The sequence below is a fragment of the Methylibium petroleiphilum PM1 genome (genome assembly GCF_000015725.1).
Classification (GTDB): Bacteria; Pseudomonadota; Gammaproteobacteria; order Burkholderiales; family Burkholderiaceae_C; genus Methylibium; species Methylibium petroleiphilum.
Genome location: NC_008825.1, coordinates 1,619,936 through 1,646,215 on the forward strand (window position 1 = coordinate 1,619,936; position 26,280 = coordinate 1,646,215).

General features: G+C 69.4%; 22 protein-coding genes. 15 read left to right on the top strand and 7 right to left on the bottom strand.

Features of this window, described 5'->3' with window-relative positions:
• Window positions 1-4: 4 nt before the first annotated feature.
• Window positions 5-772, bottom strand: coding sequence for a sulfite exporter TauE/SafE family protein (locus MPE_RS07585; protein WP_011829103.1), 768 nt, complete (start codon window positions 770-772; stop codon window positions 5-7).
• Window positions 773-903: 131 nt separating this feature from the next.
• Here MPE_RS07585 and MPE_RS07590 point away from each other — a divergent pair, with 131 nt between their 5' ends.
• The gene (locus tag MPE_RS07590; protein ID WP_011829104.1) at window positions 904-1,830 is read left to right on the top strand and encodes a patatin-like phospholipase family protein; all 927 of its coding nucleotides are present in this window, start codon (window positions 904-906) and stop codon (window positions 1,828-1,830) included.
• A 230-nt stretch (window positions 1,831-2,060) separates the two neighbouring features.
• On the opposite strand, the gene phaP is transcribed toward MPE_RS07590, so the two are convergent.
• Window positions 2,061-2,606: a TIGR01841 family phasin gene (gene phaP, locus MPE_RS07595; RefSeq protein WP_011829105.1), complete on the bottom strand. Its 546-nt coding sequence runs from the start codon at window positions 2,604-2,606 to the stop codon at window positions 2,061-2,063.
• Between the two features lie 198 nt (window positions 2,607-2,804).
• On the opposite strand from phaP, the gene MPE_RS07600 reads away from it, so the two are divergent.
• The 9 genes from MPE_RS07600 to MPE_RS07640 all read left to right on the top strand — a co-directional run bounded on the left by MPE_RS07600 (window position 2,805) and on the right by MPE_RS07640 (window position 13,396).
• Window positions 2,805-3,779: a histone deacetylase family protein gene (locus tag MPE_RS07600; protein ID WP_011829106.1), complete on the top strand. Its 975-nt coding sequence runs from the start codon at window positions 2,805-2,807 to the stop codon at window positions 3,777-3,779.
• Entirely contained in the window at window positions 3,779-4,240 is a 462-nt protein-coding gene (locus MPE_RS07605) for an acyl-CoA thioesterase (protein WP_011829107.1), read from the top strand. The genes MPE_RS07600 and MPE_RS07605 overlap by 1 nt, the downstream gene beginning before the upstream one ends.
• A gap of 28 nt (window positions 4,241-4,268) precedes the next feature.
• The gene (locus tag MPE_RS07610) at window positions 4,269-5,210 is read left to right on the top strand and encodes a delta(1)-pyrroline-2-carboxylate reductase family protein (protein WP_011829108.1); all 942 of its coding nucleotides are present in this window, start codon (window positions 4,269-4,271) and stop codon (window positions 5,208-5,210) included.
• Window positions 5,211-5,224: 14 nt separating this feature from the next.
• The gene (locus MPE_RS07615) at window positions 5,225-6,661 is read left to right on the top strand and encodes a sodium:proton antiporter (RefSeq protein WP_011829109.1); all 1,437 of its coding nucleotides are present in this window, start codon (window positions 5,225-5,227) and stop codon (window positions 6,659-6,661) included.
• A gap of 12 nt (window positions 6,662-6,673) precedes the next feature.
• Window positions 6,674-7,666 (top strand): 2-hydroxyacid dehydrogenase, encoded by a 993-nt coding sequence (locus MPE_RS07620; protein WP_011829110.1) that lies wholly within the window; start codon window positions 6,674-6,676, stop codon window positions 7,664-7,666.
• A 147-nt stretch (window positions 7,667-7,813) separates the two neighbouring features.
• On the top strand, window positions 7,814-10,105 hold the full coding sequence (locus tag MPE_RS07625) for a TonB-dependent receptor family protein (protein WP_202796709.1): 2,292 nt from the start codon (window positions 7,814-7,816) through the stop codon (window positions 10,103-10,105).
• A 10-nt stretch (window positions 10,106-10,115) separates the two neighbouring features.
• Window positions 10,116-10,661, top strand: a complete 546-nt coding sequence (locus MPE_RS07630) for a cytochrome b (protein ID WP_011829112.1) — start codon at window positions 10,116-10,118, stop codon at window positions 10,659-10,661.
• 49 nt (window positions 10,662-10,710) lie between these two features.
• Window positions 10,711-12,198: a DNA recombination protein RmuC gene (locus MPE_RS07635; protein WP_011829113.1), complete on the top strand. Its 1,488-nt coding sequence runs from the start codon at window positions 10,711-10,713 to the stop codon at window positions 12,196-12,198.
• Window positions 12,191-13,396: an MFS transporter gene (locus MPE_RS07640; protein ID WP_011829114.1), complete on the top strand. Its 1,206-nt coding sequence runs from the start codon at window positions 12,191-12,193 to the stop codon at window positions 13,394-13,396. The genes MPE_RS07635 and MPE_RS07640 overlap by 8 nt, the downstream gene beginning before the upstream one ends.
• Window positions 13,397-13,408: 12 nt before the next feature.
• Here the strand turns inward: MPE_RS07640 and pdeM are convergent, their stop codons facing one another.
• The 5 genes from pdeM to ppsR are packed head-to-tail and all read right to left on the bottom strand — an operon-like array spanning window position 13,409 to window position 20,026.
• A complete protein-coding gene (gene pdeM / locus MPE_RS07645) occupies window positions 13,409-14,053 on the bottom strand; it encodes a ligase-associated DNA damage response endonuclease PdeM (RefSeq protein WP_011829115.1) in 645 nt (214 codons plus the stop codon).
• Window positions 14,054-14,058: 5 nt separating this feature from the next.
• The gene (locus MPE_RS07650; RefSeq protein WP_011829116.1) at window positions 14,059-16,536 is read right to left on the bottom strand and encodes a ligase-associated DNA damage response DEXH box helicase; all 2,478 of its coding nucleotides are present in this window, start codon (window positions 16,534-16,536) and stop codon (window positions 14,059-14,061) included.
• Window positions 16,533-18,161: an ATP-dependent DNA ligase gene (locus MPE_RS07655; RefSeq protein WP_011829117.1), complete on the bottom strand. Its 1,629-nt coding sequence runs from the start codon at window positions 18,159-18,161 to the stop codon at window positions 16,533-16,535. Before MPE_RS07655 ends, MPE_RS07650 begins: the two co-directional genes overlap by 4 nt.
• Window positions 18,154-19,176, bottom strand: a complete 1,023-nt coding sequence (locus MPE_RS07660) for a ligase-associated DNA damage response exonuclease (RefSeq protein WP_011829118.1) — start codon at window positions 19,174-19,176, stop codon at window positions 18,154-18,156. Before MPE_RS07660 ends, MPE_RS07655 begins: the two co-directional genes overlap by 8 nt.
• Window positions 19,177-19,207: 31 nt before the next feature.
• On the bottom strand, window positions 19,208-20,026 hold the full coding sequence (gene ppsR / locus MPE_RS07665; RefSeq protein WP_011829119.1) for a posphoenolpyruvate synthetase regulatory kinase/phosphorylase PpsR: 819 nt from the start codon (window positions 20,024-20,026) through the stop codon (window positions 19,208-19,210).
• A 223-nt stretch (window positions 20,027-20,249) separates the two neighbouring features.
• Here ppsR and ppsA point away from each other — a divergent pair, with 223 nt between their 5' ends.
• The 5 genes from ppsA (at window position 20,250) to MPE_RS07690 (ending at window position 26,262) form a co-directional block, all read left to right on the top strand.
• Complete coding sequence (gene ppsA, locus MPE_RS07670) at window positions 20,250-22,655, top strand: phosphoenolpyruvate synthase (protein ID WP_041929583.1); 2,406 nt, start codon at window positions 20,250-20,252, stop codon at window positions 22,653-22,655.
• Between the two features lie 186 nt (window positions 22,656-22,841).
• Window positions 22,842-23,141, top strand: a complete 300-nt coding sequence (locus tag MPE_RS07675; RefSeq protein ID WP_011829121.1) for a hypothetical protein — start codon at window positions 22,842-22,844, stop codon at window positions 23,139-23,141.
• Window positions 23,138-23,746, top strand: coding sequence for a tetratricopeptide repeat protein (locus MPE_RS07680; protein ID WP_011829122.1), 609 nt, complete (start codon window positions 23,138-23,140; stop codon window positions 23,744-23,746). Before MPE_RS07675 ends, MPE_RS07680 begins: the two co-directional genes overlap by 4 nt.
• A gap of 115 nt (window positions 23,747-23,861) precedes the next feature.
• Window positions 23,862-24,119 (top strand): DUF4212 domain-containing protein, encoded by a 258-nt coding sequence (locus tag MPE_RS07685; protein WP_011829123.1) that lies wholly within the window; start codon window positions 23,862-23,864, stop codon window positions 24,117-24,119.
• A 1-nt stretch (window position 24,120) separates the two neighbouring features.
• On the top strand, window positions 24,121-26,262 hold the full coding sequence (locus MPE_RS07690) for a VC_2705 family sodium/solute symporter (protein WP_011829124.1): 2,142 nt from the start codon (window positions 24,121-24,123) through the stop codon (window positions 26,260-26,262).
• Window positions 26,263-26,280: the final 18 nt, after the last annotated feature.

Sequence of the window (26,280 nt, forward strand, 5' to 3'; positions counted from 1 at the left end):
TGGTTCAGTAAATGACCTTCACGCCGGCGGCGACCAGCGCGGTGCAGAGAAAGCCGCGAACCAGCCGGTCGGGCAGCTGGCGGGTCAGCTGGGCACCGATCCAGATGCCGGGGATCGAGCCGACCAGCAGCGTGACCAGCAGGAGCCAGTCCACATGGCCCAGCGTGGCGTGTCCGATGCCGGCGACCAGCGTCAGCGGCACCGCGTGGGCAATGTCGGTGCCGACCAGTCGGCGGGTCTCGATCCGGGGGTGCAGCAGCAGGATCAGGGTGGCGCCGATCGCGCCGGCGCCGATCGAGCTCAGCGAGACCAGCACGCCCAGCACGACGCCCGAGGCCACCGTCCAGGCCGCCTTGCGCTCCTGCGGCAGCCAGCGCTCCAGCTTCAGGCCGACCGCATGCCAGGCCTGCCGGTAGGCCACCGTGACCGCGGTGATGAGCAGGGCGATGCCGAGCGCCAGCGTCAGGGCGCTGGCCCAGGCCTTGGTGACGCCGGTCGCGTGCATCAGGGCGATCGTCGCCAGCGCCGCCGGGATGCTGCCCATCAGCAACTGCTTCAGGATGTCGTGGTCGATGTGCTGCTGCCGCCAATGGGCGATGGAGCCCGAGATCTTGGTCAGCCCGGCGAACCAGAGATCGGTCCCGATGGCCACTGCCGGCGGCAGCCCGAACACGCCCAGCATCAGCGGTGTCATCAGCGAGCCGCCGCCGACGCCGGTCATGCCGACAATGGCGCCTACGCCGAAACCGATCAACACCGCGATGAAGTCCATGTATGCCTGTTGCGCCGCCGCAAAAATGCCGCAGTGTCGAACTGTAGGGACCGCATGAGCAAATGCGAACAACAGATAAATGAGTTGCTTATCCGCCAGAGGAATAAAGAATCTTGGGTCGAGCCGTTTTGATGTCTGACAACTTTCCTGTCTCGCACCGGCGGCGCTGCCTGCTTGCCGGCGCGGGCGGGTTGCTGGCGTTGGCCAGCTGCTCGACGACGGCGCCGCCCGCCACGGCTCCCGCGCCGCCAGTGGCGGCTGCGCCGTTGCCGCCGCTCCGGCCGCCGCGCATCGGCCTCGCGCTGGGCGGCGGCGCCGCCCGCGGCTTCGCCCACATCGGCGTGATCCAGGTGCTGGAGGAGCAGGGGATCCGGCCCGACCTCGTGGTCGGTACCTCGGCCGGCAGCTTGGTGGCGGCCCTGTGGGCGGCCGGCCACAGCGGCGCCGAACTCGGCGCGCTGGCCGAGAGCATGGACGAATCGGCCTTGACCGACTGGATGTATCCGGGGCGCGGCCTGCTGCGCGGTGAGGGCTTGGCGCGCTACGTGCGCGAGCACACCGACGGCCGGCAGATCGAGGCCATGAAGCTGCCGCTCGGCATCGTCGCCACCGATCTGGCAAGCGGCGAAGCCATCCTGTTCCAGCGCGGCGACCCGGGTGTCGCGGTGCGGGCGTCGAGCGCGGTGCCGGCGGTGTTCCAGCCGGTCCGGATCGGTGCCCGCGAATACGTCGATGGCGGCCTGGTCGCGCCGGTGCCGGTGCAGTTCGCCCGGCAGATGGGGGCCGAACTGGTCATCGCGGTGGACATCTCTGCAGCCACCGAGGGCCAGCCGACCGGCGACGCCCTCAAGATGTTGCTGCAGACCTTTGCGATCATGGGCCGCAATCTTGGCCAGTACCAGTTGCGCGAGGCGGACGTCGTGATGCGCCCCAAGCTGCAGGGCGTGTCCGGTGCCGATTTCGGTGCCCGCCGGCTGTCGGTGCTGGCCGGACGCGAGGCCGCGCTGACGACGCTGGCCGATCTGCGCACCCGCATCGCGGCCAAGACGCACCGCTGACGCGACGAAGGAAAGTTGCCGCACCAATAAAAACGGCCCGGAGCAAGTCCGGGCCGAAAGGTACCTGGAACCGATGTTCGCAAGGGTACCGAGGAGACAACCTAACGGTCAGACGCCACGGGCAGCGCGGCGTCTCACACCCATCAGATGGAGGGCAGTCTCACAAGTTCAATACGCCACGCAAAGAAAGTGGCGTCTGCCGGGCGGACGCGCCACCCGGCCCAGTCAGATCAGCGGCGCGCCTTGGTGGCGGCAGCGGTGGCCTTGACGGCGTTGGTGTTCAGCGCCTGGAAGTTGGCTTCGGCCACGTCCTGGGCTTGCTTGGCGGCCTTCGTCACGCTCTCGAGCGCGTTGTTGGCAGCGGCGACGGCCGACTTCACCAGCGCGGCGGCATTCTCGGTGCCGGCCGGGGCGTTCTTGATCGCGGTGTCGACCACGGCCAGGAAGCTCTTTTGCGCTTCGCTGATCTTGCCTTCGGCGATCTTGCTCACTTCGGCGTTGGTGCCCGAGGCGATGTCGTACAGGTGGCGGCTGTAGGCTGCGGCCTTTTCGGCGGCGGGCTGCAGCAGGTTGGCTTGCAGCGCCAGCAGTTCTTGCGCGTCCTTGGCCGACAGGGTGGCCTTGGCGTGCTCGGCGACTTCACCGAGGCCGGACTTCGCGACTTGCAGGTTCAGCTCGACGAGCTTCTCGACGCCTTCGAAGGCCTTGTTGGTGAGACCGAACAGGGTCTCGAGGTTGGCCTTGTGTGCAGCGATGATTTGTTCGGCGGTCAGCATGTGGAGGTCTCCAGAGGTTGCGGGTCAGTGGGGCTGCAACGTTTGGTGCACTGCAGCATAGGATGAAGTATACGAGTGCAGCCGCCGCTTTCAAGTCTTTTTTGTTGCGTTGCAGCAATTTAGTTGCCGACCCCTAGAAGGGCCTCGGGACAGGCGTGCGGGCGGCCGTGCAGAACGCGCGACACAATCCGCGCTCCCATGCACGCCTACTACAGCGACCACTACGTCCTGCCGCTGCCGGCGGGCCATCGTTTCCCGATGGCGAAGTACCGGATGCTGCGGGACCGGCTGGCCGCCGAACTGCCGGCGTTGCGGCTGGTCGAGGCGCCGGCTGCCAGCGACGGCGAGCTCGCGCTGGCGCACGAGCCGGCGTGGGTGAACGCGGTGCTGGACGGCACGCTGAGCGCCACGCAGCAGCGAGAGATCGGTTTTCCCTGGTCGGAGGCGATGGTCGAGCGCTCTCGCCGCTCGGTGGGGGCGACGATCGCTGCCGCGCGCCGCGCGCTGGACGAGGGCGTGGCGGCCAATCTGGCGGGCGGCACCCACCACGCGTCGGCCGACAAGGGATCGGGCTATTGCGTCTTCAACGACATTGCCGTGGCCGCACGGCTGATGCAGGCCGAGTGGCACCGGGCGCGGCGCACGTTGCTGCGGGTCGCCGTGATCGACCTCGACGTGCACCAGGGCAACGGCACCGCGGCGATCTTCCGCGACGACCCGACCGTCTTCACGCTCTCGCTGCACGGCGAGAAGAACTTTCCCTTCCGCAAGGAGGCGAGCGACCTCGACGTCGAACTGCCCGATGGCTGCCGCGATGCGGCTTATCTGGCGGCGCTGGACGGAGCGCTCGCCACCTTGTGGGCGCGGCACAGCGACGCGCCGCCCGGCCTGGTGTTCTACCTGGCCGGCGCCGATCCGCACGAAGGCGACCGGCTGGGCCGCCTGCGGCTCAGCGCGGCGGGGCTGGCCGAGCGGGACCGGCGCGTGTTCGCCGCCTGCGCCGAGCGCGGCATCCCGGTGGTCATGACGATGGGGGGCGGCTACGGCGTGAACATCGACGACACCGTGACGGTCCAGCTGGCGAGCTACCGCGAGGCGCTTGCCGGCTGGTCGGCCTGGCGGGCACGGGCGGTGGTCACTGCGGACGGGACGGCCGCCGCCGGCCTCCGATAATGGATCGCATGTCCGAGACCCCGCCGCCTCCCGACCGACCTGCACCGCGACCGCGCGGCGACTTCCGCTGCTTCCGCGCCATCGCCACGCGCTGGATGGACAACGACGTCTACGGCCACGTCAACAACGTCGTCTACTACAGCTACTTCGATACGGCGGTGAACGGCTACCTGATCGACGCCGGGGTGCTGGACATTCACGCCGGGCCGGTGATCGGCCTGGTGGTCGAGACGCAATGCCGCTACTTCGCGCCGCTGGCCTTCCCGCAGCCGATCGAGGCCGGACTGCGCGTCGCGAGCCTGGGCCGCTCCAGCGTGCGCTATGAGGTCGGGCTGTTCGCCCACGGCGACGTGACGAGCGCCGCGCACGGCCACTTCGTGCATGTCTACGTGGACCGCGCGACGCGCCGCCCGGTCGACTTGCCGGCGGCGCTGCGACAGGCGCTGGAAGCGCTGCAGTGACGGGGACGCGACGGCGAAGGAGGGCCGCATGACCGGGCGGTCGACGGCGGTCCTGCCGGTGTTCGACGCCGAGGCCACTGCGGCGCTGCTGCCGGCGGCTCCGCTGGTCGATGCCGTCGCCGATGCCATGCGCGCCCGGCGGGCGGGGCGGCTGGCAGCACCCGAGCGCGGCGTCCTGCCGCTGCCGGAGGGTGGCCGCTACCTGGTCATGCCGGCCGCCGACGAGCACCTGGCTCTCACGAAGTCGCTCACCGTCCATCCGGGCCGGGCCGCGCACGGCCTGCCGACGATCCAGGGGCAGGTGCTGGTGGCCGACGCACGCGACGGCCGGCCGCTGATGCTGCTGGACGCCCCGACGCTCACCGCGCGCCGCACCGCCGCCGTCACGGCGCTCGGCCTGCGCGTACTCTCGACCGCGCCGGTCCGGTCGGTGGCCTTGCTGGGCACCGGCGCGCAGGCGCTGGCGCACGCGCGCGTGCTGGCTGAACTGGGCGAGGTGAGGGCGCTGCATGTCGTGGGCCGGACGACGGCGCAGGCCGACGCGTTCGCTGAGCGGCTGGCGGCCGAACTGGGCAGCGTCGAGCTCACGGCACATGGCCATCTTGCCGACGCCCTCCGTACAGCGCAGGCCGTCGTGACACTGACCACGAGCCTGCGGCCGGTCTTGCCGGACCAACAGCCCGCCGGCCTGCTGGTGGTCGGCGTCGGGGCTTTCACGCCGCAAATGGCCGAGTTGCCGCCAGCGCTGCTGCGGGCGCGCCGCGTCGTCGTCGATGCGCTCGACGGCGCACGCCACGAAGCCGGCGACCTGATCCAGGCGGCAGTGGTCTGGTCCGGCGTCACCGAACTCGTCGACCATCTCGATGCCCGGCCGGAAGGTGGCGCTGCGCCGGTGTTCAAGACCGTCGGCCATGCCGCCTGGGATCTGGCGGCCGCCCACGTCGCGCAGCGTATGCTCACAACTTCCTGACAACTGATATATCAATGCTGACCGTCGCACTCCACCCCCGCCGCGCCGCGCGATGGCATTTCATTCTGCTGGCGTTGGTCGGTTGCCTGCCCACCGTCGCGGGGGCGGCCGAGATCGACGGCAGTGCCCTCGGCGTGGTCTGGGCGGTCCCGTTCGCAGGCATCCTGCTGTCCATCGCCCTGATGCCGCTGCTGGTGCCCGCCTTCTGGCACCACCACTACGGCAAGGTCGCACTCGGCTGGGCGGCGGCCTTCATGCTGCCGTTCGGCGCGCTGTTCGGCGCCGGCGCCGCCGCTGCGGCATTGGTCCATGCGGCGCTGGCGGAATACATCCCGTTCATCATCCTGCTGACCGCGCTGTTCACGGTGGCCGGTGGCATCCACATCCGCGGGAACTTCCACGGCAGCCCGGGCTTCAACGTGGTGCTGATGGCGATCGGCGCGGTGCTGGCGAGCTTCATGGGCACCACCGGGGCGTCGATGCTGCTGATCCGACCGCTGATCCGCGCCAACGACAACCGCCGGCATGCGGCGCATGTCGTCATCTTCTTCATCTTCATCGTCTCGAACGCAGGCGGTTCGCTGACGCCGCTGGGCGACCCGCCGCTGTTCCTCGGCTTCCTGAAGGGGGTGGACTTCTTCTGGACGGTGAAGCACATCTTTCCCGAGACGCTGTTCCTGGTCGGTGCGCTGCTGGCCATCTTCTATGTGATCGACCGCCACTACTACGTGAAGGAAGGTGTGTGCCCGGTCGACCCGACGCCCGACACGCCGGGCTTCGCGATCGAGGGCAAGGTCAATCTGCTGCTGCTGGGCGTGGTGGTCGCACTGGTGCTGATGAGCGGCACCTGGCAGCCGGGCATCGAATTCGCGGTCTTCGGCACCCCGGTCGGCCTGCCGCAACTGGTGCGCGACGTGGCGCTGGTCGGCGTGACGCTGCTGTCACTGAAGCTCACGCCGCGCGGCGTGCACGACAGCAACCAGTTCAACTGGGCGCCGATGCTCGAGGTGGGCAAGCTGTTCGCCGGCATCTTCCTGACCATCGCGCCGGTGCTGGCGATGCTGAAGGCCGGCCCGGCGGGCGTGTTCGCGTCGATCGTCGGGCTCGTCACCGCGCCCGACGGACAGCCGATCCCGGCGATGTACTTCTGGGCGTCGGGGCTGCTGTCGAGTTTCCTCGACAACGCGCCGACCTACCTGGTGTTCTTCAACCTCGCCGGCGGCGACCCGCAGGTGCTGATGACGACGCTGGCGCCGGTGCTGGCGGCCATCTCGGCCGGCGCGGTCTTCATGGGCGCGAACAGCTACATCGGAAACGCGCCCAACCTCATGGTCAAGGCGATCGCCGAGGACCGCGGGCTCCGGATGCCCAGCTTCTTCGGCTACATGGTCTGGAGCTGCGGCATCCTGCTGCCGCTGTTCGCGGTGATGACCTTCATCTGGTTTCTCTAGGAGCAAGAACGCATGGACAAGGTCCTGGTGGCGCGTGCCGCCTTCCCCGACATCGTCGATCGCCTGCGCGCGCACTTCGAGGTCGAGGACAACCCGAGCGACACGGTGCTCGACAAGGCACAGCTGATTGCGCGCCTGCAAGGCAAGGCCGGCGCGTTCACCACCGGCAGCGAGCGCATCGACGCCGAGGTGCTGGCGGCCTGCCCGCAGCTGCGTGCGGTCTGCAACATGGCGGTCGGCTACAACAACATCGACGTGGCCGCCTGCACGGCGCGCGGCGTCATCGTCACCAACACGCCCGACGTGCTGACCGAGACCACCGCTGACTTCGGCTTCGCGCTGATGATGGCCGCTGCGCGGCGCATCGCGGAATCGGAACACTACCTGCGGCGCGGCGAATGGACGAAGTGGCACTACGACCAGCTCGTCGGCTCCGACGTGCATGGCGCCACGCTCGGCATCCTCGGCATGGGCCGCATCGGCCAGGCGATCGCACGGCGCGGCGCGCTGGGTTTCGGCATGCCGGTGATCTATCACAACCGTTCGCGGCTGGCGCCGGAGATCGAGTCCGCCCTGAACGCGCGCTACGTCGACAAGGCCACGCTGCTGCGCGAGTCCGATCACCTGGTGCTGGTGCTGCCGTACTCGGCGGCTTCGCACCATGCGATCGGCGCAGTCGAGCTGACGCACATGAAGCCGACCGCCACGCTCACCAACATCGCGCGCGGCGGCGTGGTGGACGACGCGGCGCTCGCCGAGGCTCTGAAGGCGCGCCGCATCGCCGCGGCCGGGCTCGACGTGTTCGAGGGCGAACCGAAGCTGAACCCGGCATTGCTGGAACTGCCCAACGTCGTGCTCACGCCGCACATCGCCAGCGCCTCCGTCGCCACGCGCCGCGCGATGGCGAGCCTGGCGGTCGACAACCTGATCGCGGCGCTGGGCTGCGGGCCGCAGGCTGGTCGTCCGCCGACGCCGGTGAACCCGGAGGTGTTGGCGCCGCGCTGATCGGAATGCCTCGTGCGAGGCCGTCTCGGCGTTTTCCCGCAAATAGAGCGGGAGCTTTTCCCGGTCGTCGACAGCTTGTTGTCAGTTTGAATGATGGACGCGCCTGAGAGCGCGTCTTTCCTCATTCTGACTTTCACGGATTCGACGATGACCCCCTCCAAGAAAACCTCGAGCCGGTTCGCGCCCGGCGTGGCGCTGGCCTGTCTGTCCTCGTTCGGTTCGGCGCAGGAAATCGCGCCCGACCGACGCGCGATCTCGGCCCTGCCGAGCGTGACCGTGACGGGCACACTGCCGGATCGGCTGGAAGCCGTGCCGGGATCGAGCGCGGTGGTCGGCGCCCGGCAGCTCGAGGCCGAGCGGCCTTATTCGGTCCGCGAGGCGCTGCAGGCCGTGCCCGGCCTGCACGTGGTCGGCGAGGACGCCTTCGGGCTGAATCTGAACATCGGCATCCGCGGGCTGGACCCGCGCCGTACCAGCCGCACGCTGCTGCTGGAGGACGGCATGCCCATCCACCTGGCGCCCTACAGTGACCCTACGGCCCACTACCACACGCCGCTGGAGCGTGTGGAGCGGGTCGAGGTGATCAAGGGCTCGGGCCAGATCGTCCACGGACCGCAGACGGTGGGTGGCGTGATCAACTTCGTGACCAAGCCGGTGCGGCGCAGCTTCGGCGGCGAAGTGGACCTGGCGGTCGGTGACCGCAATTTCAGCCGTGCCGCCGGCGCGGTCGGCAGCGGCGGCGACTGGGGCGGCTGGCTCGCCGAGGCGGCACTGCGCCGAGGCAACGGCAGCCGCGACGGCAGCTTCCACCGCATCCGCGACGCGTCGCTGAAGACCGAGTTCGACCTGGGCGACAAGCAGTCGCTGCGTCTGAAGTTCGGCTACTACGAGGAGGATTCGAAGTTCGGCGAAGCCGGCCTCGACCAGGCCCGCTACGACGCCGACCCGTACCAGAACGCCTTCCGCAACGATGTCTTCGAGCTCGAGCGCACCGCCTTCCAGGCCGTGCACAGCTTCAACTTCTCCGACACCACGCGGCTCGCGACCCAGGTCTACTACCAGAAGACCGATCGCGCCTCGTACCGCCAGCTCGACGCGATCGTCGAGGCCGAAGCGGACGGCGTGGAAGCCGAGAAGGAGCGCGAGGGCCTGCGCTTCGACGAGGTCGGGGCTGACGGTGCGGGCCTCGTTGCCGGCTGTCCGGAGGACATCGACTACACGGTGCCGAATGGCTTCGAGCAGTTCGCGAGCCTGTGCGGTAACCAGATGCGTCCGCGTCGCTACGAGTTCTACGGCATCGAACCGCGCCTCGAGATGCAGCATGGCGCCTTCGGCCTGCGCAGCGAGCTGGTCGCCGGGGTGCGGCTGCACCACGAGAAGGTGAACCGCAAGCGCTACAACGGCGCGACACCCACCGCGCGCGAGCACTCGCCCGGCACCGGGCTGCGCGACGAATTCGACATCGAGACAGACGCCGTCGCCGCCTACGTTCAGAACACCTTCTACGCCGGTGACTGGTCGTTCACGCCCGGCGTGCGCTACGAGAGCTACCGTCAGAAGAACCGCATCACGCAGGACGAGTTCGCGCCGGTCACGCCCGGCATCGAGACATCGCAACGCAACAACGAGCTGCTGCCCGGTTTCGGGCTGACCTACTTCGGCCTCGCCAACACCACGCTGTTCGCCGGCATCCACCGCGGCATCGCGCCGCCTCGGCCCGATGCCAACCTGCCACCCGGCGACGCCGACCTGCAGAAGGTCGACCCGGAGCTCAGCACCAACATCGAGCTCGGAATGCGCCATCGTCCGCGGCAGGGCGTGCAGCTGGAGGCCACGCTGTTCCAGATCGACTTCAAGAACCAGATCCTGCCGGGCTACGCGGTCGGCCTGGGGCAGACCTTCGCGAATGCCGGTCGCACCCTCAACCGCGGCGTCGAGTTCGGTTCACGCATCGACTTCGGCCGCCTTCAGGGCCGGCCCCACAACCCCTACCTGACACTGAGCTACACGAGCCTGTTCACCGCCCGGTTCGACAGCGATCTGCTGACGCCCGACTTCGCGCCCGGCGAGGACGAGACCACGGTGTTCGCCAATGCCCGTGGCAAGCGCCTGCCCTACGCGCCGCGGCACCTGCTGTCGGCCGGGCTCGGCTACGAGCACGGCTCGACCTGGGATGCGCGCATCGGCCTCACGCACGTGAGCGAGCAGTACACCGATGCGCTCAACACGCGGGCGCCGGCGGCGGATGGACAGTCGGGCGTGATCCCGAGCTACACGACGCTCAACGCCTCGTTCAACTACCGCCTGAAGCCGCAGGGCGTGACGCTGTACCTGAGCGCCACCAACCTGACCGACAAGCGCTATCTCGTTAGCCGGGTCAATGGGGCCTTCGCCGGTGTGCCGCGCCAGCTCTACGCCGGCGCGCGTTTCAGCTTCTGAGTCGCGGCCCATGCGTCCTGACGCTGCGCCGGCTGCCTATGGGCGGCTGTCCGTCACGATGCACTGGCTGATGCTGGCGCTGATCGCGCTGGCCTACCTGTGCATCGAGCTGCGCGTGCTGTTCGAGCGCGGCACGCCGCTGCGCGAGTTCCTGCGCCATGCGCATTTCTCGATCGGCCTGACGGTGATGGGCCTGGTGCTGGTGCGCCTGTGGGGGCGATGGCGCGGCGGCACGCCGCCCATCGTGCCGGCGCCGCCGCGCGCGCAGCGGCTGGCCGCGCACGCGGTGCACCTGCTGCTGTACGCCTTCATGGTCGGCATGCCGCTGGTCGGCTGGGTGATGCTGAGCCTGCGCGGCGACCCGGTGCCGTTCTTCGGCATCGAGTTACCACCGCTCGCTTCCGAGAACAAGGACCTGGGCAAGTGGCTGCGTGGCTGGCACGGCGACGTGGGGCGCATCGCCTACGGCGTGATCGCGCTGCACGCGGGCGCCGCGCTGTTCCATCACTACCGGCTGCGCGACAACACGCTGCGCCGCATGCTGACGGTGCGCTGAGTTCATGACCGGTCGCGAGGCCGGGACGGGCTGACACAATCACGGCACGATGCAACTGCCCGACTGGTCGCCCCTCCTGGTCCTCGCGCTGCTGGCGCTCAATCTCGTGTTGCTGCTGTGGCTGGCGTTGCGTCGGCCCGACGATGCGCCGTTGCGCGGGCTCGGCGAGCGGCTGCAGCAGACCGTCCGTGGCGACGCCGAGCGTCTGGAGCGTGAACTGCGCGGCGAGGTGCAGGAGAGCGCGCGCGGCACGCGCCAGGAACTGACCGCCTCGCTCGGCCTGTTTCAGCAGACGCTGCTGAACCAGAGCAGCGACGTCGCGCGCACGCAGAACGAGCAGATCGACTCCTTCCGCACCCAGCTCGCGGCCACGCAGCAGGCACTGTCGGACACGCTGCGCGGCAGCACTGGCGCGCTCACCCAGTCGGCGCTGGCGGCGCGCGAGGCGCAGGACGGCGCGCTCAAGCGCTTCGGCGACAGCCAGGCCGAGCAGCTGCGCGCGCTGTCCGAGGCCAACGAACGACGACTGCTCGAGGTCCGCCAAGCGGTCGAGGCGCGGTTGACGGCGCTGCAGGCTGACAACGAGAAGAAGCTTGAGCAGATGCGTCAGACGGTGGACGAGAAGCTGCACGCCACGCTGGAGCAGCGTCTCGGAGAGAGCTTCAAGCAGGTGGCCGACCGGCTGGAGCAGGTGCACCGCGGCCTGGGCGAGATGCAGGGGCTGGCGCGTGACGTGGGCTCGCTCAACCGCGTGCTGACCAACGTCAAGACGCGCGGCGTGTTCGGCGAGGTGCAGCTCGCCGGCCTGCTGGAGCAGGTGTTCACGCCCGAGCAGTACGGCGTCAACGTCGAGACGGTGCCTGGGAGCGGCGCGCGCGTCGAATTCGCGGTCAAGTTCCCGGGGCGGCGCGACGATGGCCTGCCGACCTGGCTGCCGGTCGACGCCAAGTTCCCGCGTGAGGACTACGAGCGCCTGCTCGATGCGCAGGAGCGCGCCGACGCACCGGCGGCCGAGGCGGCGGCGCGGGCGATCGAGCAGCGCCTGCGGTTGGAGGCGCGCACCATCCGCGAGAAGTACGTCGCCGCGCCGCACACCACCGAGTTCGCGATCCTGTTCGTCCCCACCGAGGGCCTGTACGCCGAGGCGCTGCGCCGGCCCGGGCTGGTGGAGGCTTTGCAGCGCGAGCACCGCGTGACGCTGGCCGGCCCCACCACGCTGCTGGCCACGCTGACCAGCCTGCAGATGGGCTTTCGAACGCTGGCGCTCGAGAAGCGATCGGCCGAGGTCTGGGAAGTGCTGGGCGCAGTGAAGCAGGAGTTCGCGAAGTTCGGCGAGGTGCTGGCCAAGACGAAGAAGAAACTCGAGGAGGCCAGCAACACCATCGATGCGGCCCAGACCCGCACGAACGTGATGCAGCGCAAGCTGAAGACGGTCGAGGCCCTGGACGAGACGCGGGCTCAGGCGCTGCTGCCGGGGGGCCTCGAGACCGTGGAAGACGAGGAGCGAGAACCCGTCCCGCGCGACCACCGTGGCTGAGGACGCGCCGGCGGCTCAGGGCGCGAAGGCGCTGGCGCTGCGGTTGCTGCCGCTGATCGGCGGCCAGCTCTGCCTGCACGCCGCGATGACCGGCCTGCGCATGGCCGCGCCACTGCTCGCGCTGCACGAAGGCCACAGCGCAGCAGCGGTCGGCGGGCTGCTGGCCCTGTTCGCGGTCGCGCCGATCGTGCTCGCGTTGCCGGCGGGCCGCATGGCCGACCGTCACGGCTACCACCGCCCGCTGCGCTGGGCCGTGGCGCTCGCCTTCGGCGGCGCCTTGCTGGCCGTGCTGGCGACGCTGCTGCCGGTCGGCTGGCACTACGCGGTGCTGTGTGCCGCCGCGATGTTGTGTGGTGGTGGCGCGAACTTCGGCCTGATCGCGATCCAGCGCACGGCCGGCCGGCTGGTGAGCGACCCGACCGGACTGAAGCGCGTGTTCAGCTGGCTCGGCCTGGCGCCGGCGCTGAGCAATGTGGTCGGCCCGGTGATCGCCGGTGTGGTGATCGACGCGGCCGGCTTCGGTGCCGCCTTCGCGGTGCTGGCCCTGCTGCCGCTCGCGAGCCTGTTGTGGTCGCGCCGGGTGCCGCGCGAGGTGCCCGCAGCGGCTCCCGCCGGTGCGCCGCGCAGCCACCGTGCTTCCTGGGAGTTGCTGACGGCGCCCCCGATGCGCCGGCTGCTGCTGGTGAACTGGCTGCTGTCGAGCAGCTGGGACGTGCACAGCTTCGTGGTGCCGGTGCTGGGCCACGAGCGCGGGCTCAGCGCGTCGGCGATCGGACTGATCCTCGGCGCCTTCGCGCTCGCGGTGGCCGGTGTGCGGCTGGTGATTCCGCTGCTCGCTCACCGGCTGCGCGAGGGCGCGGTGCTGGCCGGCGCGATGCTGCTGACGGCTGCCGTGTTCGCCGTCTATCCGCTGGCGCACGCGGCGCTGGCGATGGGCGCCTGCGCGGTGGTGCTGGGCCTTGCACTCGGCACGGTGCAGCCGATGATCATGTCCACGCTGCACCAGATCACGCCGCAGGCGCGCCACGGCGAGGCGATCGCGCTGCGCTCGATGACCATCAACCTGTCCAGCGCGCTGATGCCGCTCGGCTTCGGCATGGCCGGCGCGGCATTCGGTGCGGCCGGCGTGTTCTGGCTGATGGGCGCGATGGTTGGCGCGGGCGCGTGGCCGGCCCGCCGGCTGGCCGCGACCGGCTGATCCGGGGTCTTCTCAGCGCGGCACCGCGAAGACCGCGTCGTCGGTAGCGACGAACAGGCGGTCGTCATCGGCCGGCGTCACCGGGTGGCCGCCAGTGAAGGCGCCGAACGCCGGCAGCACAGTGCGCTGCGGGCCGACCACGAAGCAGGGCAGCCGCAGGCGCTCGCCACCCCAGGCCAGGTGATGCACCGGATGCAGGTGACCGCAGAGCAGATGCGGCCCGGCCGACGGGCGCGGGTGATGGCCGAATGCGAAGGGATCGAGCTGCCAGGGCTCGTCCACGACCGCGAGGCCCAGGTCGGCCGGCGGGTCGCCGGCGTGGGCGTCGTGGTTGCCGCGCACCAGTGTCAGCGCGAGATCCGCATGGCGCAGACGCCAGGCCCGCAGTGCCGCCAGAGTGGCGCCAGCCTGAGAAGATCGAGCATGAAGGAAGTCGCCGAGGAAGACGATGCCGCGCGCCGGCCGCGATGCCAGCAGCGCGTCCAGCGCCGCCAGATTCTGCGATGTCGTGCCATGCGGCACCGGCAGGCCGCCGGCGCGGAAGGCGGCGGCCTTGCCGAAGTGCACGTCGGCCACCACCAGCAGCCGCTGTCGCGGCCACCATGCGGCCCGCGCGGGCAGCAGTTCGAGGGTTTCGCCGGCGATGTCGATCTGCATGGTCATCACGGAGCGGCGGCTCGCTCGAGCTCGCGCAGCAGCCGCGCGACGCGGTCCGTCAGCGCCTCGGTGCTGAGTGCCTCGCGCAGCCGCTCGACCATCAGCGGGAAGCCGAACGGCGTTGCGCGGCGCAGTTCGAAGAAGGCGAGGCGTCGCTGGGTCAGCGCGGTGAGCGTCTCACGCAGCCGGCCGAGCTCCAGCTCCTGTTCCAGCACTTCGCGCTCGGCCTGGCCCAGCAGCAGGTTGCCGGCGTCATGGCGCTGGAACACGTCGAAGAACAGGCTCGACGAAGCCTGCAGCTGCCGTGCGCTGCGCGCCTGGCCCGGGTAGCCCTGGAACACCAGCCCTGCAACGCGGGCGATCTCTCGGAATCTTCGGCGCGACAGCTCGGTGGCGTTCAGGCCGGCCAGCACGTCCTCCAGCAATGCGTCGGTCGTCAGCAGGCGCTGCGCGGCCTCTGGCGTCGCGAGCAGCGCGGACCAGTCCACGGGGGTGGCGCTCAGCAGCTCGAAGCCGTAATCGTTGACGGCGATCGAGAAGCTCGCCGGTTGCCGTGCGCCGACACGGTAGGCCAGCAGCGCGGCGAGGCCGACGTGCACGAGGCGCCCGGCGAAGGGATAGAGGAACAGGTGCTGGCCCTCGCGGCTGCGCATAGTCTCGGCCACCAGCACGTCGGCCGCCGGCAGCGCCGACCAGCGCGCCTGCAGTTCGAGCAGAGGGCGCAGCGCCCGCATCTCGGGACCGGGGAAACGGTCACGCGCAGCCTGCTGCAGCCGCTCCAGTGCCGCGTGCGCCAGCTCGGACGACAGGGGCATCTGCCCGCCTTGCCAGCGCGGCACCGCGCCGCGCCGGCCGGTCGCGGGCCGCACGAAGGCGGTCATCTCATGGCTGCGCACGAACTCCAGCCGGCGCCCCCCGAACAGGAAGTGGTCACCGCGGCGCAACCGCGCGATGAACGACTCCTCGATGCTGCCGAGCCGCGTACCGTTCACGAAGCGCACCTGCATCGCGGCGTCGGAGACGATGGTGCCGATGCCCATGCGGTGTCGGCGGCCGATCGCCGCATCGGGCACGCGGTACATGCCGTCGTCGTCGGGCAGCACGCGGCGGTACTCGGGGTAGACGACCAGGCTCTGTCCGCCGCGCGCGACGAAGTCGAGCGCCCACTGCCACTCGACATCCGTCAGCGTGCGGTAGGCGTCGGTGCGGCGCACTTCCGCCAGCAGGTCCGACGCGCGAAACCCGCCGCCGAGCGCGACGGTGACGAGGTGCTGCACCAGCACGTCGAGCGGCTTGTCCGGGGCGCGGCGCGACTCGATGCGGCGCGCGGCGACCGCGCGGATCGCCGCGGCCGCCTCGAGCAGCTCGAGGCTGTGCGTCGGCACCAGCGTGAGCCGTGAGACCCGGCCGGGCGCATGGCCGCTGCGGCCGGCACGCTGCAGCAGCCGCGCCACGCCCTTCGGGCTGCCGATCTGCAGCACGCGCTCGACCGGCAGGAAGTCGACGCCCAGGTCCAGGCTGGAGGTGCTGACCACCGCCTTCAGCCGGCCCGACTTCAGACCCTCTTCGACCCAGCCGCGCAGTGCGGGATCGAGCGAGCCGTGGTGCAGCGCGAGCACGCCGGCCCAGTCGGGGCGCGCATCGAGCAGCTTCTGGTACCAGATCTCGGCCTGCGAGCGGGTGTTGGTGAAGACCAGCGTGGTCGAGTGACGGTCGATCTCGTCGATCACCGGCTGCAGCATCTCGATGCCGAGGTGGCCGCCCCAGGGGAAGCGCGACGGGTTCGGCGGCACCAGGGTGTCGACCACCACGCGCTTGGGCAGGCGGCCCTGCACCAGCACGCCCTGGGCGTCGGCGTCGCCGAGCAGCACCTGCCGCGCGCGCGGCAGGTTGCCCAGCGTCGCAGACAGGCCCCACACGACGAGGCGCGGCTGCCAGTGCCGCAGCCGCGCCAGCGCGAGCTGAGTCTGCACGCCGCGCTTGTTGCCCATCAGCTCGTGCCATTCGTCGACGATCACCATGTCGACGTGCTGCAGGCGCCGCGCCGCGTCGGCCTGGCTCAACATCAGCGACAGGCTCTCGGGCGTCGTGACCAGCGCGGCGGGCGGCGACTTCGCCTGGCGCGCGCGCTCGGAGCTCGGCGTGTCACCGGTGCGCAGGCCCACGCGCCAGCCGGGCATCAGCTCGGAGAGCGGCGCCTCGAGCGCACGCTGCGTGTCGGCGGCGAGAGCGCGCATCGGTGTGAGCCACAGCACCCGCAGGCCGCGGCTGTCGTCGGTGCCGGCGGCCCGCTGCTGCAGCGCGCGGCCCAGGGCGGCGAACCAGACCGCGTAGGTCTTGCCGGCGCCGGTGGTGGCGTGCAGCAGGCCGCTGTGGCCGCGCGCGGCCGCCGCCCAGACCCTGCGCTGGAACGCGAACGGCTGCCAGCCGCGAGCGGCGAACCAGCCGTCGAGTGCGGCTGGCGGCGACGCGCGCCGGTTCATGTGAGCAGGCCCTTCAGCGTGGCGAGCGTGTCGGCTTCCTCGACCGGTTTGTCGGGACGTGTCCGAAGGATGCGCGGGAAGCGCACCGCGACGCCCGCCCTGTGGCGCGTCGAGAGAGCGATGCCCTCGAATCCGATCTCGAACACCAGCGTCGGCCGCACGCTGCGCACCGGCCCGAACTTCTCGATCGTCGTCTTGCGGATCACCGCGTCGACGCGAGCGATCTCGGCGTCGCTCAGGCCGGAGTAGGCCTTGGCGAACGGCACCAGGCGGCGCTCGCCGGGCGCACCGTCCGGCGGGGCGTCCCACACCGCGAAGGTGTAGTCGGTGTAGAGCGAGGCGCGCCGCCCGTGGCCGGCCTGGGCGTAGACGAGCACCGCGTCGACGGCATAGGGGTCGACTTTCCACTTCCACCACACGCCGACGTCCTTGGTGCGACCGACGCCATAGCGCGCCTCGCGGGCCTTCAGCATCAGGCCCTCGACGCCGCGCTCACGGGCGGTGTCGCGCAGCACGGCCAGTGCAGCCCAGTCGGGGGCCTGCACCTGGGGCGAGAGCTGCAACGCGGGGTCGGCGGTCGCGGAGATCAGTTGCTCGAGGCGCATGCGCCGCAGGTGCTGGGGCTCGTCGCGCCGGTCGACACCCTCCTGCTCCAGCAGGTCGTAGGCGATCAGCACCGCCGGCAACTCCTGCAGCAGGCGCGCTCCGAGGGTCTTGCGGCCGATGCGCCGCTGCAGGGCTGCGAACGGGGCAGGTCGGCTGTCCTGCCAGACGACGATCTCGCCGTCGATCACCGCGCCGTCGGGCAGCGACAGCTTCGCCAGCTCGGGGAAACGGTCGGTGATCAGCTCCTCGCCGCGCGACCAGAGCCAGGATTGTCCGCCGCGCCGCACGAGCTGGGCGCGGATGCCGTCGTACTTCCATTCGGCCTGCCAATCGGCGAGCGCGCCGAGCGTCTGCGGCTCGGCCTGCAGCGGATGCGCGAGGAAGAACGGGTAGGGCTGGCCGCCGGGCGAGGCGTCGCCGGTTGCGGCCTCCGGCGCCAGCAGCGCGGCGTAGGCGTCGGCCGTCGGCTGGGCGCCTTTGTCGGTCCAGCCCATCAGCCGTTGGGCGATGAGCTTGGCGTCGAGCCCGGCCACCGCGGCCAGCGCGCGCGTGAGCAGCAGCCGCGAGACGCCGACGCGAAAGCCGCCGCCGATCAGCTTGCCGAGCAGGAAGCGGCCGGGGGTGTCGAGTTCGTCCCACGCATCGAACAGCGCGGTGCGCACCTGCTCGGGCGGCGCACCGCGCAAGGGACCGATGCGCTCGCGCATCCAGTCATCGAGGCCGAGCGCGCTGTCGCGTACCGGCGGCGGCAGCACGAGCGCGATCGTCTCGGCCAGATCGCCGACCGCCTCGTAGCAGGCGTCGAACAGCCAGGGCGGCAGGCCGGCGCGCTCGGCGGCCAGTTGACGCAGCAGCGCCGTCGGCACGGCCTGTCGCGGCTTGCCACCGGCCAGGAAGTAGGCCGCCCAGGCGGCATGGCGGGCGGGAGCGGCCCGGAAGTAGGCCGTCAGCGCCTCGAGCTTCTCGTGCGTCGAGGTGGTCGCATCCAGAGCGGCGTAGAGCCGGGCGAAGTCACGCACCGCCGGTCTCCGCGGCCGGCGGGGCGGTCTCGTCCTCGTCGCCGTACTCGGTCTGGAAGGCGGCGGCGTCGAGGCCCTGCTCGCGCAGCCAGCGGATCAGCGGGCCGGTCTCGCCGTGCGTCACGACGATGCGCCCGGCGCCGGTGGCCCCGATCGCCTCCAGCAACGCCGGCCAGTCGGCGTGGTCGGACAGCACGAAGCCGCGGTCGACGCCGCGCCGCCGCCGCGTGCCGCGCAGGCGCATCCAGCCGCTCGCGAAGGCGTCGTGGAACTCGCCGAAGCGCTTCAGCCACGGCGAGCCGGCCGCCGAGGGTGGGGCCAGCACGAGCGCGCGCCGCAGGTCGACGGGGTCACCGACCTGGTCGACCGTGATCGTGGGCGGCAGCGCCACGCCGGCGGCACGATAGGCGTCGTTGAGCGTCTGCACCGCGCCATGGCAGACGATGGGGCCGATCGAGGCGTCGACGCCGAGCAGCACGCGTTGCGCCTTGCCGAGCGCATAGCAATACAGCACGCTGGCCTGGCCCGCGTCGGCGTTGTCTCGCCACCAGTGCTCGACACCGTCAAACACCTGCGCCGGCGGGTCCCAGCGGTAGATCGGCAGGCCGAAGGTCGATTCGGTGACGAAGGTGTCACAGCGCAGCGGTTCGAACGGTGCGCAGCTCGCGTCCGGCGCGAGCTTGTAGTCGCCCGAGACCACCCACACCTCGCCACGGTGCTCGAGTCGTACCTGGGCCGAGCCGAGCACGTGGCCGGCGGGGTGCAGCGACAGCGTCACGCCATGGTGCGTGATGCGTTCGCCGTACTCGAGCGTGTCGAGGCCCACATCGCCCAGCCGCGTGCGCACCAGCGTCGCGCCCGCGCGCGCCGCGAGGTAGCGGCCGTGCCCCGGGCGGGCGTGGTCGGCGTGCGCGTGGGTCAGCACGGCGCGGGCCACCGGCCGCCACGGGTCGATGTAGAAGTCGCCGGCGGCGCAGTACAGCCCCTCCTTGCGCACGACGACCAGATCGCTCATGGCACCCCGAGGCCAGCCATGGCGGCGCGGCTCAGTAGATCAGCCGGTCCGGCCGGATGTCGCGCAGGATGGTGGTGGCGATCTCCTCGATCGACTTGTGCGTCGAGCTGAGCCAGGCGATGCCCTCGCGGCCCATCATCGACTCGGCCGCCGACACCTCCAGGCGGCAGTTCTCGAGCGAGGCGTATTTGCTGTTCGGGCGCCGCTCGTGGCGGATTTCGCGCAGGCGCTCTGGCGCGATCGTGAGGCCGAAGCACTTCTTCTTGTGCGGCACCAGCGCGGAGGGCAGGGCGCCGCGGTCGAAGTCCTCGGGGATCAGCGGGTAATTGGCTGCCTTGATGCCGTGCTGCATCGCCAGGTAGAGCGAGGTCGGCGTCTTGCCGGAGCGGCTGACGCCGACCAGGATCACGTCGGCGATGTCGAGGTTCTTGGACGACTGGCCGTCGTCATGGGCGAGCGAGAAGTTGATCGCCTCGATGCGATCGGTGTACTCCTGACTCTTTGAGATGTCGTCGAAGCGGCCGACGCGGTGGTTGGACTTGATGCCGAATTCAGCCTCGAGCGGCTCAACGAAGGTGCCCAGCATGTCCAGCACCAGACAGTGGGCGCTGCGGATGATGCCGCGCACCTCGGTGTCGATCAGCGTGATGAAGACGATCGGTCGCTTGCCCTCGCGCCCGGCGGTGTCGTTGATCTCGCGCACCACCTGGTAGGCCTTGTCGGGGGTGTCGATGAAGGGCCGGCGCACGTGGCGGGGCTTGGCCGAGAACTGCGCCAGGATGGAGTTGCCGAAGGTCTCGGCGGTGATGCCGGTGCCGTCCGAAACGAAGAACACTGTGCGATTTGGCATGGGGAAGAAGGAGCGCGGCGCGCTTTTAGGGGGTGGCCGTCAGGGCAAACGATTGCAACGGGGACCGTACAATCTAAACCAGTTTGCACCTGGCCCTTCAGCATCCGACTCCAGCCATGAGCCCCGCGCCGAGAACAAGACGAACAGGCGTGAGCGCGGCCGACTGGAAGCCTCGGTGGCCGCAACGGTGCGCCCCGGTTTCATCACATCACGGAGTTTTCCCATGTCCAGCTTTGATGCGACCGCCCTGGTCGTCCCGTTCGAACGACTGAGAATGACCGACGTCGACGCGGTTGGCGGCAAGAACGCCAGCCTCGGCGAGATGATCAGCCAGCTCGCGGCCTCCGGCGTGCGGGTGCCCGGCGGCTTCGCGACCACGGCGCACGCCTTCCGGCAGTTCCTCAAGCACGGCGGGCTGGTCGACAAGATCAACGCACGGCTGTCGGCGCTGGACACGGACGACGTGCGGGCATTGGCCGAGGCCGGTGCCGAGATCCGCGGTTGGGTTGAAGCGCAGCCGTTCCCGGCCGACCTGCAGGACGCGATCGCGACCGAGTTTTCGCAGCTCACCGCCGGCAACCCCGGTGCCTCGTTCGCGGTGCGTTCTTCGGCCACCGCCGAGGATCTGCCCGACGCCAGCTTCGCGGGCCAGCAGGAGACCTTCCTGAACGTCGTCGGCATCGAGGACGTGCTGCACAAGATGAAGGAGGTGTTCGCCAGCCTCTACAACGACCGCGCCATCAGCTACCGCGTGCACAAGGGCTTTGCGCACGCCGACGTGGCGCTGTCGGCCGGCGTGCAGCGCATGGTGCGCTCCGACCTCGGCGCGGCCGGCGTGATGTTCACGATCGACACCGAGTCCGGCTTCAAGGACGTGGTCTTCATTACCTCGAGCTACGGCCTGGGCGAGACGGTGGTGCAGGGTGCCGTGAACCCGGATGAGTTCTACGTGCACAAGCCGGCGTTGAAGGCCGGCAAGCTGGCGGTGATCCGCCGCAACCTCGGCTCCAAGCTGATCAAGATGGAGTTCGCCACGCCGCAGGAAAAGGCGGCCAGCGGCAAGCTCGTCAAGACCGTGGACACGGCGACCGAGCAGCGCAACCGCTACTCGCTGTCCGACGCCGACGTGACCGAACTCGCCCGCTACGCGCTGATCATCGAGGAGCACTACGGCCGCCCGATGGACATCGAGTGGGGCAAGGACGGCGGCGATGGGCAGCTCTACATCCTGCAGGCCCGTCCGGAAACCGTGAAGAGTCAGGCCGAGGGCAAGGTCGAGCAGCGCTACAAGCTCAAGGGCTCGGGCACCGTGCTGGCCGAGGGACGCGCGATCGGCCAGAAGATCGGCACCGGCCCGGTGCGCATCGTGCACAGCCTGGCCGAGATGGACCAGGTGCAGAGCGGCGACGTGCTGGTCACCGACATGACCGACCCGAACTGGGAGCCGGTGATGAAGCGCGCCAGCGCCATCGTCACAAACCGCGGCGGGCGCACCTGCCATGCAGCGATCATCGCGCGCGAGCTCGGCATCCCGGCGGTGGTGGGCTGCGGCGATGCGACCGAGACGCTGAAGGACGGTGCACTGGTCACCGTGGCTTGCTCCGAGGGTGACACCGGCTACATCTACGACGGACTGCTCGAGACCGAGATCAGCGACGTGCAGCGCGGCGAGCTGCCGTACTGCCCGGTCAAGATCATGATGAACGTGGGCAACCCGCAGCTGGCCTTCGACTTCGCGCAGATGCCCAACTCCGGCGTCGGCCTGGCGCGGCTCGAGTTCATCATCAACAACAACATCGGCGTGCACCCGAAGGCGATCCTCGACTACCCGAATGTCGACGCCGACCTCAAGAAGGCCGTCGAGAGCGTGGCCCGCGGCCACGCCTCGCCGCGCGCCTTCTACGTGGACAAGCTGGCCGAGGGCATCGCGACGATCGCCGCCGCGTTCTGGCCCAAGCCGGTCATCGTGCGCCTGAGTGACTTCAAGTCGAACGAGTACAAGAAGCTGATCGGTGGCTCGCGCTACGAGCCCGAGGAAGAGAACCCGATGCTGGGCTTCCGTGGCGCGTCGCGCTACATCAGCAGCGAATTCGGCGAAGCCTTCGCGATGGAGTGCGAGGCGCTCAAGCGTGTGCGCCAGGAAATGGGCCTGACCAACGTCGAGATCATGGTGCCGTTCGTGCGCACGGTGAAGCAGGCAGAGCGTGTGGTGGGCATGCTGGCCGAGCACGGGCTCAAGCGCGCGGCGGCCGGCGGCAGCGACGACCTCAAGGTCATCATGATGTGCGAGGTGCCGAGCAACGCCATCCTGGCCGACCAGTTCCTCGCGCACTTCGACGGCATGTCGATCGGTTCGAACGACCTGACCCAGCTCACGCTCGGACTGGACCGCGACTCCGGGCTCGAACTGCTGGCGGCCGACTTCGACGAGCGCGACCCGGCCGTCAAGGCCATGATCTCGCGAGCCATCACCGCGTGCCGTGCCACCGGCAAGTACATCGGCATCTGCGGCCAGGGGCCCAGCGACCACCCAGACTTCGCCGACTGGCTGGCGGCCGAGGGCATCGTGTCGATCTCGCTGAACCCCGACACGGTGGTCGACACCTGGCAGCGTCTCGCCAAGCGCTGAGTTCTGCACGCTGCAAGTCCGCGGGCTGAGCCCCGGACCTCGGAACGGCCCCGATCGGGGCCGTTTGCCGTTTTGCGTGCGCCAAGCTTCGGGTAAGTCCTAACAGGGCATATCAGAGCATCGTCAGGTTTCGTCAGCATCGCGTAAGGCGCTATTTCACAATGAAAGGAACCGTTACGGGGCCCCATGCTGCTGTTCATCGCATCGATCAAGCTCATCGCAGAGATCGCCCTGTGCGCACTGGCCGGACGCTGGCTGCTCGGCGTCCTGGCGGGCGCCAAGCGCGAACAGAATTTCTTCTATCAGTTGCTGAACGGCCTGACCCGCCCCTTCACCACTGCGTTCCGCGCCATCACGCCGAAGCTGGTGATCGACCGTCACATCCCGCTGCTGACCTTCATCGCGCTCGCGTGGATCTGGGTGTTCATGGTGATCGAGAAAGTCAGCCTCTGCCGGGCGGCGCCAGGTCAGGGGCTGTGCCAATGAACTCGGCGACCGTGCCGCGCCAGGGTGGTTGGTGGCGTCATCTGCTGCTCAAGTGGCGCGCGCAAATGCTGCTCGTCATCAATCGGCGCGATGGGGCGCTCGAGATCTTCGACGAGATGCTGGGGCAGTGGCCTGACGACGCGTATGCGCTCGCCAGCCGAGCTCACGTGCTGGCGCAGGCCGGACGGGCCGATGCGGCGATGGCCGATTTCCGCCGCTTGCTCGATGCGCAGCCCGAGCACGCCCATGCCTGGTTCAACCTCGGTTTCCTGCTGGAGCAGCAGGGCCGGCTCGACGAGGCCGAACAGGCATTCCGCCGCGCGCTCGAACTTGAGTCCAAACTCGACCGGGCCTGGTACGGCCTGGGTCTGGTGCTGATCCGTCAGCACCGCTACGACGAGGCCGTCGCCGCGTTGAAGCGCAACACCGAACTGCAGCCCATGAGCCCGCACGGCTGGTACCAACTGGCGCGGGTGCATGTCGATCGTCAGCAACCCGAGGAGGCGGCCAAGATCATTCGCCATCTCCAGGGGTTCGAGCCCAAGGTGGCCGCTCAGCTCGAGCGGGAAACCGGACTGCTCGGCTCGCCGGCCGGCGGGCACTGAAACGCGCCCGTCCACGGGCGGCAGGCATCGCGTCGAAGAACGCGAGGGACGGTGGCATCAGCAAGACCGGTGACCCCCCGACGGGGTTGGAGACAACAAGGACTGGAGCACAGCGATGCAGGTGACTGAACAGCAGCGGCTCTACTGGCAGAAGAACCTCAGGATCACCTCGGTCCTGCTGGCGATCTGGTTTGTAGTGACCTACGTAATGGCGTATTTCGCGCGAGACCTCAGCTTCTCGTTCTTCGGCTGGCCTTTCAGCTTCTACATGGCGGCGCAGGGCTCGCTGATCATCTATGTGGTCATCATCTGGTACTACGCCAGGACGATGAACCGCCTCGATCAAGAACACGGCGTTGCCGAGGAGGACTGACATGGCTGGAATCACACCGAATGCGGCCGCCGCGGGCAGCAGTCGCGCCGCCAACGCGGCCTTCAAGTCGCAACTTAACAAGGTCTACACCTGGTACACCGGTGGCTTCATCGCCTTCGTGATCGTGCTGGCGGTGCTGGAGCAGATGGGGCTGCCGCGCAGCTACATCGGCTTCATCTTCCTGCTGGCTACCGTGGCCCTGTATGCCGGCATCGGCATCATGAGCCGCACCACCGATGCGGCCGAGTACTACGTGGCGGGGCGCCGCGTGCCGGCGGTCTATAACGGCATGGCCACCGGTGCCGACTGGATGTCGGCCGCCTCGTTCATCGGGATGGCCGGCACGCTGTACCTCACCGGCTACGGCGGCCTGGCCTTCATCATGGGCTGGACCGGCGGCTACTGCCTGGTGGCGCTGTTCCTGGCGCCCTACCTGCGCAAGTTCGGGCAGTTCACCATTCCCGACTTCCTGGGTGAACGTTACGGCGGCAATCTGGCCCGGTTCATCGGCATCTTCGCGGCGATCCTGTGCTCGTTCACCTACGTGGTGGCGCAGATCTACGGCGTAGGGTTGATCACGGCACGCCTGAGCGGGCTGGCGTTCGAGATCGGGGTGTTCGTCGGCCTCGGTGGCATCCTGGTGTGCTCCTTCCTCGGCGGCATGCGCGCGGTCACCTGGACGCAGGTGGCGCAGTACATCATCCTGATCATCGCGTACATGATCCCTGTGGTTTGGCTGTCGGTGAAGCAGACGAGCGTGCCGGTGCCGCAGGCCATCTACGGCGCCCAACTGCAGAAGATCACCGCCAAGGAAGCTCAGCTCAAGGCCGACCCGAAGGAACTGGAGGTCATCGCCGCCTTCAAGCAGCGTGCCGAGGGCGCCGATGCCAAGTTGAAGGACGTGCCGGCCGCGATGGCAGCCGACAAGGCAGCGGCCGAGCAGAAGCTCGCCGACCTGAAGGGCGCGAATGCACCGCTGGCCGATGTGCAGGCGGCCGAGAAGGCGCTGGCTGCCTTGCCGGCAACGGAAGCCGATGCCAAGAAGGCCTACACGGCGGCGAAGACTGCGAACGAGGCGCGTGCCAAGCCCTTGGCCGGCATGCCACCCCACGCACAGCAGTACGCCGGCGACCCGAATGGCGACGAGAAGGCGCAGAAGACCTTCGACGATTCGCGTCGCAACTTCCTGGCGCTGGTGTTTTGCCTGATGGTCGGCACGGCCGCGCTGCCGCACATCCTGATGCGCTATTACACGACGCCTTCGGTCAAGGAGGCGCGCGAATCGGTGACGTGGTCGCTGTTCTTCATCTTCCTGCTTTACTTCACCGCGCCGGCGTTGGCCGTGCTGGTGAAGTTCGAGGTGTTCAACAACGTCGTCGGCACGCCGTTCGACCAGTTGCCCGCCTGGATCGCCAACTGGGCGCGGGTCGATCCGACGCTGATGTCGGTCACCGACATCAACAAGGACGGCATCCTGCAGCTCGGCGAGATGAAGATCGGCGGCGACATCATCGTGCTGGCCACGCCTGAGATCGGTGGCCTGCCGTACGTGGTGTCGGGCATGGTCGCCGCAGGCGGTCTGGCAGCGGCGCTGTCGACCGCGGACGGCCTGCTGCTCACGATCGCCAACGCGCTGTCGCACGACCTGTACTACAAGATGATCGATCCGAACGCGTCGACCTCCCGCCGCGTGACGATCTCCAAGATCCTCTTGCTGGTCGTGGCCCTGGCAGCGGCCTACGTGGCGTCGCAGAAGCCGGCGGACATCCTGTTCCTGGTGTCGGCGGCGTTCTCGTTCGCGGCGGCGGGCTTCTTCCCGGCCCTGGTGCTCGGCATCTTCTGGAAGCGTGCTTCCAGCGCCGGGGCCGTGCTGGGCATGATCGCCGGCCTGGGGACGACCATGTACTACATGGTCCACAACCAGCCCTGGCTGCGTGGCGTGTTCGGCATCACCGATCCCGTCAGCCTGTGGTTCGGCATCCAGCCGATCTCGGCGGCGACCTTCGGTGTGCCGATCGGTTTTGCGGTGATCATCATCGTGAGCCTGTTCACTCCGGCACCGAACAAGAAGGTGCAAGAGCTGATCGAGCACGTTCGCTATCCGAACCTGCGCGGCGACACGGTGAAGAGCCTGGGTACCTGAGGCCCCGTGGGGCCGGCC

Excerpts from the sequence above, each read along its gene's own strand:
- MPE_RS07590 (WP_011829104.1), top strand. The coding sequence starts at position 904 with ATGTCTGACAACTTTCCTGTCTCGCACCGGCGGCGCTGCCTGCTTGCC.
- phaP (WP_011829105.1), bottom strand. The coding sequence starts at position 2,606 with ATGCTGACCGCCGAACAAATCATCGCTGCACACAAGGCCAACCTCGAG.
- MPE_RS07690 (WP_011829124.1), top strand. The coding sequence starts at position 24,121 with ATGGCTGGAATCACACCGAATGCGGCCGCCGCGGGCAGCAGTCGCGCC.
- MPE_RS07615 (WP_011829109.1), top strand. The coding sequence starts at position 5,225 with ATGCTGACCGTCGCACTCCACCCCCGCCGCGCCGCGCGATGGCATTTC.
- MPE_RS07685 (WP_011829123.1), top strand. The coding sequence starts at position 23,862 with ATGCAGGTGACTGAACAGCAGCGGCTCTACTGGCAGAAGAACCTCAGG.
- MPE_RS07660 (WP_011829118.1), bottom strand. The coding sequence starts at position 19,176 with ATGAGCGATCTGGTCGTCGTGCGCAAGGAGGGGCTGTACTGCGCCGCC.
- MPE_RS07635 (WP_011829113.1), top strand. The coding sequence starts at position 10,711 with ATGCAACTGCCCGACTGGTCGCCCCTCCTGGTCCTCGCGCTGCTGGCG.
- pdeM (WP_011829115.1), bottom strand. The coding sequence starts at position 14,053 with ATGCAGATCGACATCGCCGGCGAAACCCTCGAACTGCTGCCCGCGCGG.
- MPE_RS07630 (WP_011829112.1), top strand. The coding sequence starts at position 10,116 with ATGCGTCCTGACGCTGCGCCGGCTGCCTATGGGCGGCTGTCCGTCACG.
- MPE_RS07675 (WP_011829121.1), top strand. The coding sequence starts at position 22,842 with ATGCTGCTGTTCATCGCATCGATCAAGCTCATCGCAGAGATCGCCCTG.
- ppsA (WP_041929583.1), top strand. The coding sequence starts at position 20,250 with ATGTCCAGCTTTGATGCGACCGCCCTGGTCGTCCCGTTCGAACGACTG.
- MPE_RS07605 (WP_011829107.1), top strand. The coding sequence starts at position 3,779 with ATGGATCGCATGTCCGAGACCCCGCCGCCTCCCGACCGACCTGCACCG.
- MPE_RS07650 (WP_011829116.1), bottom strand. The coding sequence starts at position 16,536 with ATGAACCGGCGCGCGTCGCCGCCAGCCGCACTCGACGGCTGGTTCGCC.
- MPE_RS07610 (WP_011829108.1), top strand. The coding sequence starts at position 4,269 with ATGACCGGGCGGTCGACGGCGGTCCTGCCGGTGTTCGACGCCGAGGCC.
- MPE_RS07620 (WP_011829110.1), top strand. The coding sequence starts at position 6,674 with ATGGACAAGGTCCTGGTGGCGCGTGCCGCCTTCCCCGACATCGTCGAT.
- MPE_RS07680 (WP_011829122.1), top strand. The coding sequence starts at position 23,138 with ATGAACTCGGCGACCGTGCCGCGCCAGGGTGGTTGGTGGCGTCATCTG.
- MPE_RS07585 (WP_011829103.1), bottom strand. The coding sequence starts at position 772 with ATGGACTTCATCGCGGTGTTGATCGGTTTCGGCGTAGGCGCCATTGTC.
- MPE_RS07600 (WP_011829106.1), top strand. The coding sequence starts at position 2,805 with ATGCACGCCTACTACAGCGACCACTACGTCCTGCCGCTGCCGGCGGGC.
- ppsR (WP_011829119.1), bottom strand. The coding sequence starts at position 20,026 with ATGCCAAATCGCACAGTGTTCTTCGTTTCGGACGGCACCGGCATCACC.
- MPE_RS07625 (WP_202796709.1), top strand. The coding sequence starts at position 7,814 with ATGACCCCCTCCAAGAAAACCTCGAGCCGGTTCGCGCCCGGCGTGGCG.